Raw genomic sequence first — 12,326 nt, 5'->3', positions numbered from 1 at the left:
CCTGCTCAGGCGAGCGGGAGCAGTTCGGCGACGCCGTAAAGCGTCGCCAGGCTGATCAGATTTGCCGGCGGATGGGTAATGCGCAGGGCAAAGCCGTGCGCATCGGCCGTGCGCAGCCAGGCCAGAAGTACGCTCAGGGCCGAGGAATCCACTTCGGCGACCGCTGAAAGATCGACCTCCGTTGGCAACATGCGTGCCCGCAAGACAAGGCGCCCGGCCTCAAGCTGGGTGCGGGCGTTGGCGATGACCATCGGCGCGATGACGCGCAGGCCGCCCTCTGCCTGTTCGATCATTTCCTGCCGGATTCGAGTTGCTTGTTCCGATTGCTCAGCATCGTGATCAGCCCGTCGATGCCGTTGTTACTGACCTCCTGCTTGAAGGTGTCGCGATAATTGGTCACCAGGCTGACCCCGGCGACGATGACGTCGTATACCTTCCAGCTGTCGCCCAGCTTCTCCAGCGAGTAATCGAGCTGAACCGGCCGGTTTCCCGGCTGCACGATTTCGGTCTTGACCACCGCTTCGGCGTCGCCGGCCGCCACCTTGCTCGGCTTATAGACCACTGTCTGATTCTTGTAGGAAGTCAGCGCGTTCGAGTAGGTACGCACGAGCAGGGTCTTGAATTCCTCGGACAAGCGCTTCTTCTGTTCCGGAGTCGCTTTCTTCCAGTCTACTCCGACCGCCAGCGCGGTCATTCTCTGGAAATTGAAATACGGTAGAACCTTGCTTTCGACCAGATCGATGGCCTTCCGGGTATTGCCGCTCTGGATGTCCTTGTCCTGGCGAACGACGGTCAATACATCCTCGGTGACCTGCCGGACCATGGCGTCCGGTGCCAGTTCCTGCGCACTGGCGGAACCCAGCACGAGCAACAGACCAAACAGCAGCGACAGTAGGGACTTCATGGGCATTTCCTGGCAAATGGTGAGTGATGCTTGACGCTGCGCCTGAGCGGTCTAGCGGAGCGAGTCATCGTCAGACAGCTCGTGCGGCAACGCGCCATCGAAAATCTCGCTGCGGCGATGTTGCAGGTAGGCGTCCCTGATGTAGTCGTATTTGTCGAAAGCGGCTTCCTCGACCACCTTGTCGGAAGGCAGCAGGCTTGCGCGCCGGTCGATATATCGCGTCGCCACGAGGCTGTTGCGCCAGGCGATGTTGTCGATGCGCCATACCGGGTCGAAATAGGTGTCGGCCAGCCAGCCGAAGCTGTCGCGCGTCGTGCGCGGTCCGATGATTGGCCAGTAGAAGTAGGGGCCGTCACCGATTCCCCACTTGCCAAGTGTCTGGCCAAAGTCTTCGGAATGCTTGGTCAGGCCCACTTCGGAAGCGACGTCGAAAGCGCCGCCGATACCGGCGGTGGAATTGATCAGGACCCTGCCGACGTCTGAAACTGCCTGCCCAGCCTTGCCCTGCAGCAGATTGTTCACCGCCGTCCAGGCGTCCCAGATGTTGCCGAAGAAGTTGCCGATGACGACCTTCACGGGCAGCGGAGCCGCCGCGTCGTAGCCCTGTGCGACGGGCTTGACGATGACATCCAGGCCTTCATTGACGGCGAACATCGCCCGGTTGAAGCCCTCGAATGGATCCTTGGGGTTGTTCGCAGTGGTCGCGCAGCCGCTGCCAGCAAGGATCGCTACTGCACAGGCCAGGCAAGATACCGAGTTTGAAAGGGATGGCTTCACTGATTCTCCTTTGCGTTATTTATCGCTCTGCCCTTCGGAAGCCTTGTTGAACATGAACTGGCTGATCAGTTTTTCCAGGACCACTGCCGACTGTGTCTTGGCGATCGTGTCGCCGTTCTGGAGCATCTTTTCGTCACCGCCCGGATCCAGTCCAATGTACTGCTCGCCGAGCAAGCCGGCGGTCAGGATCAAGGCAAAGGTATCCTTCGGAAAACGATAGCGTGCGTCGATGGTGAAGCTTACCACGGCCTCGTACGTTTCCGGGTCGAAACGGACCTCGGCCACCCGGCCAACGACGACACCGGCGCTTTTGACCGGGGCACGCACCTTCAATCCGCCAATGTTAACAAACTTGGCCGTCAGTGAGTACGTATCGGAAAAGTTTGCTGCGGAGAGATTGCCGACTTTCAGTGCCAGAAAAAGCACTGCAGCCAAGCCCAGGGCAACGAAAAAACCGACCCACAGGTCGAGTAACTTGCGACTCATCAAGCCTCCCGGAGCATGAACGAGGTCAATACGAAGTCGAGCGCCAGAATCGCCAAGGCCGACTTGACGACTGTACCCTTGATCGAGCTTGACACGCCTTCAGCGGTTGGTTGCGCGTCGTACCCCTCAAAAACGGCAATCAGGGAAACGGCAATCCCGAAAACAAAACTCTTGACGATACCGCTCCAGATGTCGTGACGAAAATCAACCGAAGCCTGCATCTGCGACCAGAATGCCCCTTCATCGACGCCGATGAAAATGACTCCGATCAGATAGCCGCCGAAGACCCCGGTGGCAGAGAAAAGCGCCGCCAGCAAGGGCATGGAGATGACGCCTCCCCAGAAACGGGGCGCCACCACACGGGCAATCGGATTGACCGCCATCATGTCCATTGCGGTGAGTTGCTCGGTCGCCTTCATCAACCCGATTTCGGCCGTAATCGATGAGCCGGCGCGCGAGGCGAAGAGCAGGGCAGCCACCACCGGGCCCAGTTCTCGGACCAGCGACAGAGCCACCAGAATTCCCAGTGCATCGGCCGAGCCGTAACGCTGCAGGGTTTCGTAACCCTGCATGCCCAGCACCATGCCGATGAACAGTCCGGAGACCATGATGATCAGCAGCGACTGGAAACCGGAAAAATAAATCTCGCGGATCGTCAGGTGCAGACGACGGAAGGACTGTCCGGAGTGACGCAGCAGCACGAAAAAAAAACGGGTCGCAAAGCCCAGGCGCTGCAGGGCGTCGTTGACGCGGTGCCCCAGACCGGCAATGGCCGGCAGGATGGAGCCCCGGCGCTGGCTAGGAGCGTCCATTTGCGCCTCTCCCCAACAGTTCCCGAGCAAGAGGATCTGCCGGATAGTGGAAGGGTACCGGTCCGTCTGCCTCCGCGAAAACGAACTGATGGACGAAGGGATGCCGGGAGGCCCGGATTTCGTCCGGTGTCCCGAGCGCGACGATTTTTCCTTCAGACATGAAATAGATGAAATCGACGATCAGCAAGGACTCCTGAATGTCATGGGTGACCATGATCGTCGTCGCGCCCAGTGCGTCATTGAGCTGGCGGATCAACTGACCGATGACGCCCAGTGAAATCGGATCGAGACCGGCGAACGGCTCGTCATACATGATCAGCATCGGATCGAGAGCGATCGCCCGTGCCAGCGCTACCCGTCTGGCCATGCCACCGGAAAGCTCGGCCGGCATCAGATGATGCGCGCCGCGCAGGCCAACGGCGTTGAGTTTGAGCAACACCATGTCGCGAATCAGTTCTTCCGGCAGGTCGGTGTGCTCGCGCATCTGGTAGGCGACGTTGTCGAATACCGAGATGTCGGTGAACAGCGCACCGAACTGGAAGAGCATGCCCATGCGCCGGCGCAGCTCGTAGAGATCATCATCCTTCAGTTCGGGAACCGACTGGCCGTCGACCAATACTGCCCCGCGGCTCGGCCTGAGCTGTCCGCCGATCAGCCGCAATAAAGTGGTCTTGCCACACCCGGAACCACCCATGATGGCCACGACCTTGCCGCGCGGGATCTGTAGACTGATGCCCTTGAGGATCGATCGATCCTCATAGGCAAAGTCGAGATCACCGATCTCGACGAGATTATCTGCAGTCACAGCATATCACTCTGAGCAAAGCACGAATTATACCTGAGCACTGCGGCGATTCACCGTGAAATACTTGCCGCCCAGGGCAATCGCTTACACGGATAGCATGATGTCTTCGCTCGCCGTCGCCGAGAAAGCGAGACTGATCAAGGATTCGCGGTAATCCTGATGCCGGTCGGCGTGAACGCGTCGGCGGCGCAAACCCATCTTCGGGCTACCCACTTAAGCCGGGACAGATTGCAATTTCAATGGGTTACGCACGACCCGTTGGCGGGCTTTCCGAGGCATGGGAAGTTCCCCCATCTGGCTGACCAGCCAGTCGAAAAGATCAGGGAACGATGTACCAAACAAGCGTGCGGCCGCCGTAGTTCCGTCATGGCGTCTCAACCCATAGTGGTGGATGACCGTCAAAGCCTTCAGACGCCTTTCCGTCCACCCACGCCCGTTATGGTACATCTGGGAAAGGCAACCATTGCGCCCCTCAACGGCGGATGAACTACGATGGAATTGGCGCACCATCCATTCTCCCCAAGTAAGCCAGCGTTGCAGCTCACGATCGGACAACGCGACGTGGAATGGGTTGGCTTCCCAGGCCTGCACTGCCTTCTGCCATGTCTGCCGGTAACGTTTCCGGTGAACTTGGTTTGGGGTCTTGTCCATCTGATGATGCCAATACAGCACGGGTAACAGGGGGTCCGTCAGCCACTGCTGGGTGGCTGGGTCCACTGCCCATTGGGTCAGGATTTCCGCTACCCAAAGCCACCAAAAACGGATGTGGCTGGATAAGCCATCCATCTGGGCGCGAAACTTCCGCAGGGCAGAACGGGGGTCCAAGATGCCCTGTTGCGCCGACCAAAAGCCGGAGACAACCACCGGCTGAGGCCATATTGTTCATGAAACGTATCCGCGCCCGAAGCACACTCAAAGCCTACGACCGCCAGTTTGATCAGCGCCTTGGCCCGATCACTGATCGCATGGCCCACCTGAATCCCCCGCGCTTCCAACCGGGGGGCCGCTTGAGCAAACCACGTATCAAAGCTGCGGTTGTCCTGTAGAGTTTCCAGCAGCAGATAGCCGGAGGACAAATCCATCAAGATCAGGATCAGCATCTCCCCAAAGAAAGTCTCATCCGCCGCCAATACAGCTTTTTGTGTCGGCGCAGGGGCAGAGGCTTCGCAGATCTGCGGGAAGGCGGGCAATAGCTCTTCCATCTGACGGAGTTGCGTCCGCAAAGCTCCGGGAGATACGCCCACGTGGGTATCCATGCGGATCAGCCTGAAAAAATCCGATCAGGCATCCGCCCCCACATGGGGCCGCAACCCGAACGAGTACAGCACGGCAAACACCAGCAATCTCTGCCAGGCAACTCCAGCCTCGGTTTCCCACAATCCCGATTCAGGGGGCCGGTTCCTGCGAAACTGTGCCTTCAGGTGTCGGTGGACGCTGCTTTTCGTGTGGCCAACCACCTTCCCCAATGCGCGCAGGCTTTGCTTGGCAGCGATCCCAGCAACAATCGCGCGGCTGGCCGCCCGTATGGCTTGAGTGGTGGCGTTTTTTTGTCATGGTCGGAAGGATACAGGGATACAGCAACCAGTTTCTACCGCCTCCTTCCTCTGAATACGGCAACATCACTGTCCCGGCTTAAGTGGGTAGCCGAATTCATTGACCGCGAGATCGTTGGACATCAGGTGCACCCGGCGCAGGTCGTCGTACCAAAGATGAATGCTGTGCGCCAGGCGCGCCAACTCCTGCGGCGAACGGCTGGTTTCGGCAAGGGACGCCTCGAGTGCCTCGACGGCCTCGGTGACTTTCGCCGGGAGCGCGTCTGCTGGAAGGCTCCAATCGATGGTTAGTATCTGTCCAGAAATAAGTTGTACAAGTTCAAACCGATGGCCGGATGGTGTAGTTCCATTCACCATGAAACTCGGAGCGTTCTATGTGAACTTTATCGAGTTCATCATCAGTCACGTGTATGCCTTTCGCGTAGGTGTTGGTATCCATCTCCGCCTCAATTTTTAGGCCTGCTTGTGTGGTGGTGGCAGCAATCAAATTGACGATGACCTCATGGCTGACCAGAGGCTTTCCTCGCCAATTCATACTGATGTAGCTGAACATCCGATGTTCGATCTTATTCCATTTGCTAGTTCCCGGTGGAAAATGGCAGATCGAGATGCATAGGCCGGTTTGGTCGGCCAGACGCTGTAAAGCGACCTTCCATAACCGTACTCTCGCCCCATTGCTGCCACCACCATCCGCAGTCACCAACAGTTCGGTAGCCCCGGGATAACGAATTCGTCCCATCTTTTCCCACCACCGTCGTAACGTTTCCACCGCAAACTCGGCGGTGTCATGATCGACCCCAACGCTAACCCAACCGGTGTTTGCCGTTGGATCATAGACGCCATAGGGATTCACTTTGCCTAGGGTCTTGTCGATAAAGTCATGAACGCGAACCGGTTCGGGGTTTCCTTTGGGGCGCCACTCTCGGCCTCCATTTTTGAAGTCCCCGACGAGTTCCTTTTTCTTGGTATCGACTGAAACCACAGGCTGTCCCCGTCGTTGGAAATCCTCGACTCGACCGTGAATGTAACGGAATTGAGCATCCCGGTCCGGATGGACGGTGCCTTCCTTGGTCTTTTGATTTCCCTGAAGGCTATAGCCCAACTTATCCAGCAAAACCGCTACGGTCTGACGACCAATCCGGTGGCCTTGTTGTTCAAGGGCCGCCGCCAGTTGACGGGTACTCAGACAGGTCCACCGTAAAGGATTCTCAGGGTCTCCCCGGGTGGTCGGTTCCACCAATCTTTCCAGCGCCGAGAGCAATGTCGGCTCGTGCTCGATCAGCTTCTTGCGTCCACCCCCTGCTTTTCGGACGTGTCTACGAGAACCCGCCGGGTCGTCCTGGGCATGACCGCATTTTTCCGAATACAGCGTCATTCGCGATAGCCCCGTGGCTTTAGCGACGATGCTTTGTCCGCCGTAACCGAGCGCCTCGGCTTCCGCCAACGCCCACACACGACGCCCCCGCTCATCCAAAACCGTGGACACGCGCTCGAACTTCTTACGGATCGTTTCAACTAGCTCGTCATTACTCATGACGAGATCGTCGCCTACTCGTATAAGTTGTACAAGTTATTTCTGGACAGATACTTAGATCGGGCCCGAGAACGTGCGCTTCGGCAAATTGCTGAAGCGTCGGCATGGCGATGTGTCGCAAGAAATGTGCGGGAGAAAAGACCTTCATTGCGGCGCGTCGTCCTCGGTTGAATGGTGCGCACGGCGGCGCAAAGTCGTGCCCGCTACTCTTGATTTGAAACGGCGAAGCTTGAATGCTTCACCTCTGGAGGAAGGCAGGAACCCTGTGACATTTTTGTTGGTTTGTCTTGCCTGCCATTATATAGAACGCCCGCTGGTAGCCCTACCAGCGACACTGTCAACGCTTTCCTCGCCGCTTTTCGCGGCCACCCGCAGCACTCCGCAACTGCCCGAAACTCCCTCGTGGTGTGGGTAGCGGTTCATCCGGACAATGACGCTTCAAGCGAGTTGGACGGATAAGGACCGATACCCATGCGAGACATCAGACGAAGTGCAACCTCGCGAGTCGAGAGCGCAACGGCGCGCAGCAATTGCCCAGTCACCCATCTGCCCCCGGAGCACATGACCGCAGCGCAGCGTCGGTGCGAGATCGCGTCGTTGCTCGCCAATGGGCTGGTCCGCCTTCGTAGCTCCGGTGGGCCTCAACCATTGGAAAACGTGGCCCGAGAGAACGGGTTTGAGCTTGCCTTCTCCGGCGACCAGCGCGTTCATTCACACCCCGTCCACAAGGAATAAACCGGAGTCATGATGAACATATCCCCTCGCCTTCCCGCCACGCCGCCGTCGGTCCTGGCGCAGATCGCCCGCCTGCCCGAACTGCCTATCGTACATTCCGCACCCCCACGATGAAAAGGAGCGGGATTTTTTGCGGAGTATGTCATCCGGTTGACTGCGGTAACTACCACCGCTAGTCGTGCGGCGTTGTCGCCGCGTGCGCACCCAGCAGTGGCGCGCCCACAAGCTAGAGGACGTGTGGATTTCGGGGTAAGGCGCGGGCATCCTGGGGCTGAGGGAACGTCGCGCACGGCTTCAAACCACGTTTCGTGTTCTTCCTGAGTTAACCGGATAGGCATATTGCGGAAAACCTATCCGTCTTTGGGGTATTGCGTGAAGCAGTTGGAGGGGACCTGTAACGCGCTCAGGAAAGCGATCTGAGTGTCGGTGAGTGGTTTGGCGAGTTGGCGTTGTCCCCCGAAGCAGAGGAGCAATACGCCCTTGAACTTCCACGTCACCATGTAGGCTGTGGGACGTGCGGTCGGTTTGTTGTCCCACCCCGGGAGAGTCGCTTGGCGTGCTTCGAGCTCCGTGCGCATCACCCGCTCGATGAGCCGCCAGAGGAGCAGGGAGATCAACAGGATCAAGCCCAACGCTTCGATTCGCTCGGGGCGTTTGAGAAACAGGGCGTTGACGATCTGATCGTCCTTGAGGAAGCCGAAGTTTTTCTCGATGCCATGCTGTTCTTTGTAGGTGCGGAGGATGCGCTCGGCGCTGTAGGCGGCCTCGCCATCGGCAGGGACATTGCTGAGCAGGACGAAGCAACCGGCCATCTGCTGGCGTTGGGCGATGGCCTCCTGCTGCTCCGCAATGCGCGTGCGCAGGACATAGTCGATGGCCACGGGGAGACGCGGGGTGCCCTTTTTGGAGCGCCCCGGGCTAAAGCGTGGGCGCTCTTCCACCCCCACCTCGAGAAGGTGATAGGCGGTGCGGAGCGTGCGGCCCTGCGCTGCGGCCGCCTCGGCATCGGGGCGGCAGAAGAAGGTCTGCTTTTCGGTCTCCTTCGCCACCTGCGCGATCTCGCTGCGCGAGGCTTTGATCTCTCGCTCCAAGCGCTTGAGGCGGCGTCGATCATGCGCGCTGGAGTGCACGACCACTGCCCGATAGGCTTTCCCGTCGATCGTAACCGAGTGAGCCCTCATGGAGGCGGTAGGACGCGCCGGGACGATTCTTCGTGGGGGCGGTTTGGGCGAGGTGCCCGACCGTCTGCCAGTCATCGGCCTCGAGGGCGGCGAGGATTACCCGCTCGTGCTCGTTGTAGGTGGCCGGCAGGCGGGAGATGAACAGCGTGCGCTCGCCAAGCTGCGCCAAATTGGCATCGGTGACCATCGCCGAGTCGGCGATGTAGACAAAGGCATCCGCCTCGACCCCGTATTTGTGCATGTGTCCGGAGATCTCGCTGAGGAGACGGTGATTGATGGCCTTGTCCGAGGCATTGCCGTCCTCGATCTTGCCCAAGATAGGCACGTTGCCCTCCACGCATAGCAGCGAGAGCACGAACTGCTTCAGATCTGGACGCTTGTCCTTGCTGTAGCCATGGGCCATCTTGAACGGCGCCGTTTCCTCTTGGGCGCCAAGGTAGTCGCCAAAAACGTTGATCGAGGTCGTGTCGAAGTGAACGTGGTGGGCTGACACGGGGAAGCTCTCCAACGCCCTCACCGACAGCACCGAGAAGATCCGCTGCGTGCCCGCCTCGAAGAAGCCATCGAGCATCCGTCCGACATTGTCATCGCTGAAGTACTCCTCCGGCAGCTCCTGGCCGAACAACAGGGCCCGGTCACATTCCCCGAAGGCCGTCTGCAAATGGTAGAGCGGACTACGCCCGGAAAGGGTGTCGAGCACCAGGCCCAAGGCAATCACACCGGGCTCGACCTCCATCTGTGTGGGCACCAGCTCATTGACAATCTCCACCAGCCCCAAGCGCCGCGCAAAGTGGGCCACGAGGGGTAGGTGATTGACCTGTGCTACCGAGATTTCCTGCGGCGCGCTCACCCCGTTCGCGCCAAACGGTTCGGCCATTGGCTCTCTCCCACTGACAAAAAAAGTGAAAGCGAGTTAGAGCACCAGGCGCGTCTACGCCTAGCGTGCCAGAATCCGGGCGCGATGTCTAGCGAAATGTACGCTCAAAAAATGCCCTGGCGTGGCCCGACTGGGGTGCGGAATGTGCGCTCGTCGATAACGCCAGCCCAGTCCGCGGCCTCCATTATCTCCTCCTTGAGGAAGGCCCTCTGGGTCGCCGTCCAGAACGGAGCGCGGTAAAGTGCAACGCCGCTGCCGGGGGGTCGGTATGCAGAGATGAAGTCGTCAATTGCCGTCGGGTCAGCCGGTAATCAGAGCTGGGCAAACAAGTTGCTCATGGTGTGTAGGTGGGCTTCCATAGGAACTCCGTTTCTGTGCCGCAGGTTGTAACGTTTATTGCAATTGGATGGAAGCAAGGCAGAACAGTTCCATCAGCCAGATCACGCTCAGGCGGGTCTTCCCCCCGTAGCTGTTTAAGTGCTTGAAAACATTAGTACCGTTACATGCCTACAAATGAGCTAAGTGCTTGAAATTATTAGAGCGAGGGGGGAAGATCCGTCAGGGCAATGCCCGTTCTTTCCTTTACCCATCCGCTGAAAGCGACCTCTTGTTGACTTTCGCGCTATTGCCGCATGAAGTGCAGGTATGATAGTTTAGCGACGGTTCAAGACGACTGCTCACTGGCAGGTCCTGGGCCAACGATGACGTTCCCTGAATCACGGACAGGGTTGGCTCCAAACCGGATGATGACGGTTGGTCGACAATGTCCGGTTGAGGGCGGCTAATGTTCGCGCGAGCCCGCATGGTCGCATGTTTTTTCCCTACAATGCGCCGGCGGCAAAAACCATCCAAACCGGCGCAGCATCGCTTTTCCCCGGTCCAGTCACCTTTAGAGCTTGCAAGACGCAGCACATGGTCTCCGACGCATCCCCCTTGTCGACAGCACAGTTTGCCATCGAGGCGGCGGCCATCCTCGCCTTTGCCATCTCCGGCCTGCTTGAGGCTGCGCGCAAGAAGTTGGACGCGGTGGGCGTCTGCATCGTAGTCGGGCTGAGCGCCTTCGGTGGTGGCACATTACGTGACATTCTGCTCGACCGCCGGCCCTTTTTTTGGGTCGAGCATTCTGTCTGGCTATGGGTACTTCTCGCCCTGTCAGTCCTGTCGATGTTCTTCCTGCAGGCGCGGCATTTCGCGCTGACCGAGCGCGCGATGCAGTGGCCCGATGCCATAGGACTCGGCTTATTTACCGCCGGTGGCACCCAACTCGCCATCGCGGCCAGCATGCCGGCCATCGTTGCCGTGCTGATGGGGATGGTCACTGCTGTGTTCGGCGGCGTCCTGCGCGACATCGTGTGCAACGAAATCCCGCAGGCGTTCCGCGATCATCGACCTTATGCTGTATGTTCGTTTGCCGGCGGCTGGGTGGTAGTTGCTGCCGATCAGCTGGGCCTGACCGGCTGGGTGGGTCTGTTGGCCGGAGCGTCGCTTGCGACCGTCCTGCGCGGACTGGCTCTGGTATTCGATTGGCGGCTGCCGCAATGGCGGGCCGATTGACGGAAAAATCGGGCAAACGCCACGTTGGCGTCACCCGATCCTGATGATCCCGCCAGGTGCGGCGGACTGACTCAGCTAGACAGATTGTTGGCGGTCTCGGCCATCAGCTTCCCCTGGAACCGCGCGTCATCGAGTTCGTTTACGCTCGGCCGACGCTGGCACTGTCCGCCGGCAATTGTCGTCGCGCCGTACGGGCTGCCGCCAGCGACTTCGTCAATCGTGGCCTGACCCTGGTAGCTTCCACAACTTGACCACGCTCGCGCCTGACATCGTGGCGGCCATCCTGGATGAGACCTTGCCTTCTCACGTCACCGTGCATGAGCTGGCGATCAGTCCGCCGGTGTTGTGGGAGGAGCGGCGGGAGCGGATGGGTGTGGTTGGCGAGGACGTGCAGCGGAACTGATCGGCCGTACCCAGGTCTATTCGACGTGGCCGCCGTATGCAACGCAGAGCGGAAACGCCGGATTTTCTACCGAACGCTCGTCGATGGACGGCGTGTGTCACCCCATTCCGCCTACCGACAACAAGGAGAAAGCCTCATGACCGCCTTCAACGTCGTGCGCTTCCGGGTGAAGCCGGGGCGCGAGCAAGAATTCCTGGACGCGCATCAGAAGGTCTCACGCGATTGGCCCGGCCTCAGGCGGGTCAACATGCTGCAGACCGGCGACAGAAGCTACTGCATCATTGCTGAATGGGACGACATGGATTCGCTTGCCAACGCGCGGCCCAACATGATCGCCACACTCGACTCGTTCCGCGACACACTGGAAGATCTGGGCGGCGGTCTCGGTGTCACCGATCCGGTCTCGGGGCCGGTGGTGCTGGGGTTGAAATAAGATGTAGAGTATGTAGTGGTGGGCGTCATGCCCGCCTCGGTCGGGGAACCGCCACTCAGCCAAAGGGAGAAAATCGACACTTTTCTCAAGATAGGGCAAGTCGAAGTCCCCTGGCAGCTGACGACTCTTATGGAAAGCCTTACATGGTCTTCGTTGCGGCCATTTGTCGTTTCGATGCTCCAACGGCAGGTTGCTGAGAGGAGCGATGTTGTGTGTCTAGGAAATCCGGGGCGCTTCACGCCGCGATGTTTTGAACTTCATTGAGATGTTCT

At 59.1% G+C, this 12,326-nt stretch carries 14 protein-coding genes and 3 pseudogenes; 3 read left to right on the top strand and 14 right to left on the bottom strand.

Annotation, left to right across the window (positions count from 1 at the left end):
• Positions 1–5 precede the first annotated feature (5 nt).
• The 13 genes and pseudogenes from V5B59_RS11025 to V5B59_RS10965 form a co-directional block, all read right to left on the bottom strand.
• Positions 6–293 carry an STAS domain-containing protein gene (locus tag V5B59_RS11025; RefSeq protein WP_248594774.1) on the bottom strand — a complete coding sequence of 96 codons (288 nt, stop codon included), beginning with the start codon at positions 291–293 and terminating at the stop codon, positions 6–8.
• Positions 290–910 carry an MlaC/ttg2D family ABC transporter substrate-binding protein gene (locus tag V5B59_RS11020; RefSeq protein WP_372703566.1) on the bottom strand — a complete coding sequence of 207 codons (621 nt, stop codon included), beginning with the start codon at positions 908–910 and terminating at the stop codon, positions 290–292. Before V5B59_RS11020 ends, V5B59_RS11025 begins: the two co-directional genes overlap by 4 nt.
• Before the next feature lie 45 nt (positions 911–955).
• Positions 956–1,681 (bottom strand): MlaA family lipoprotein, encoded by a 726-nt coding sequence (locus tag V5B59_RS11015; RefSeq protein ID WP_169069984.1) that lies wholly within the window; start codon positions 1,679–1,681, stop codon positions 956–958.
• Between the two features lie 15 nt (positions 1,682–1,696).
• Positions 1,697–2,167 (bottom strand): outer membrane lipid asymmetry maintenance protein MlaD, encoded by a 471-nt coding sequence (gene mlaD / locus V5B59_RS11010; protein ID WP_169069983.1) that lies wholly within the window; start codon positions 2,165–2,167, stop codon positions 1,697–1,699.
• On the bottom strand, positions 2,167–2,979 hold the full coding sequence (gene mlaE, locus V5B59_RS11005) for a lipid asymmetry maintenance ABC transporter permease subunit MlaE (protein WP_169069982.1): 813 nt from the start codon (positions 2,977–2,979) through the stop codon (positions 2,167–2,169). The genes mlaD and mlaE overlap by 1 nt, the downstream gene beginning before the upstream one ends.
• A complete protein-coding gene (locus tag V5B59_RS11000) occupies positions 2,966–3,784 on the bottom strand; it encodes an ABC transporter ATP-binding protein (RefSeq protein WP_169069981.1) in 819 nt (272 codons plus the stop codon). Before V5B59_RS11000 ends, mlaE begins: the two co-directional genes overlap by 14 nt.
• Positions 3,785–3,997: 213 nt before the next feature.
• Complete coding sequence (locus V5B59_RS10995; RefSeq protein WP_332351642.1) at positions 3,998–4,570, bottom strand: DUF6399 domain-containing protein; 573 nt, start codon at positions 4,568–4,570, stop codon at positions 3,998–4,000.
• Positions 4,525–5,040: a hypothetical protein gene (locus V5B59_RS10990; RefSeq protein WP_332351643.1), complete on the bottom strand. Its 516-nt coding sequence runs from the start codon at positions 5,038–5,040 to the stop codon at positions 4,525–4,527. Before V5B59_RS10990 ends, V5B59_RS10995 begins: the two co-directional genes overlap by 46 nt.
• A gap of 363 nt (positions 5,041–5,403) precedes the next feature.
• The gene (locus V5B59_RS10985; protein ID WP_332351867.1) at positions 5,404–5,694 is read right to left on the bottom strand and encodes a hypothetical protein; all 291 of its coding nucleotides are present in this window, start codon (positions 5,692–5,694) and stop codon (positions 5,404–5,406) included.
• Entirely contained in the window at positions 5,657–6,871 is a 1,215-nt protein-coding gene (locus tag V5B59_RS10980; RefSeq protein WP_332351424.1) for an ISAzo13 family transposase, read from the bottom strand. Before V5B59_RS10980 ends, V5B59_RS10985 begins: the two co-directional genes overlap by 38 nt.
• A gap of 1,085 nt (positions 6,872–7,956) precedes the next feature.
• Complete coding sequence (locus V5B59_RS10975) at positions 7,957–8,736, bottom strand: IS1634 family transposase (RefSeq protein WP_169069815.1); 780 nt, start codon at positions 8,734–8,736, stop codon at positions 7,957–7,959.
• Complete coding sequence (locus tag V5B59_RS10970; protein ID WP_169069816.1) at positions 8,717–9,664, bottom strand: IS1634 family transposase; 948 nt, start codon at positions 9,662–9,664, stop codon at positions 8,717–8,719. The genes V5B59_RS10975 and V5B59_RS10970 overlap by 20 nt, the downstream gene beginning before the upstream one ends.
• A 104-nt stretch (positions 9,665–9,768) precedes the next feature.
• Positions 9,769–9,963: pseudogene (locus V5B59_RS10965) on the bottom strand (DUF2789 family protein); the annotation flags it as partial.
• A gap of 454 nt (positions 9,964–10,417) precedes the next feature.
• On the opposite strand from V5B59_RS10965, the gene V5B59_RS10960 reads away from it, so the two are divergent.
• Complete coding sequence (locus V5B59_RS10960) at positions 10,418–11,218, top strand: trimeric intracellular cation channel family protein (protein ID WP_408612911.1); 801 nt, start codon at positions 10,418–10,420, stop codon at positions 11,216–11,218.
• Between the two features lie 71 nt (positions 11,219–11,289).
• Here the strand turns inward: V5B59_RS10960 and V5B59_RS10955 are convergent.
• Positions 11,290–11,457 (bottom strand): annotated as a pseudogene (locus V5B59_RS10955) (NAD(P)H:quinone oxidoreductase); the annotation flags it as partial.
• Between the two features lie 5 nt (positions 11,458–11,462).
• On the opposite strand from V5B59_RS10955, the pseudogene V5B59_RS10950 reads away from it, so the two are divergent.
• A pseudogene (locus V5B59_RS10950) lies at positions 11,463–11,621 on the top strand (LacI family transcriptional regulator); the annotation flags it as partial.
• Between the two features lie 136 nt (positions 11,622–11,757).
• The gene (locus tag V5B59_RS10945; RefSeq protein ID WP_169069818.1) at positions 11,758–12,054 is read left to right on the top strand and encodes an antibiotic biosynthesis monooxygenase family protein; all 297 of its coding nucleotides are present in this window, start codon (positions 11,758–11,760) and stop codon (positions 12,052–12,054) included.
• The last annotated feature ends 272 nt before the right edge of the window (positions 12,055–12,326 follow it).

The sequence above is a fragment of the Candidatus Accumulibacter contiguus genome (assembly GCF_036625285.1).
Classification (GTDB): domain Bacteria; phylum Pseudomonadota; class Gammaproteobacteria; order Burkholderiales; family Rhodocyclaceae; genus Accumulibacter; species Accumulibacter contiguus.
This window is presented reverse-complemented; position numbering and strand designations above follow the sequence as displayed.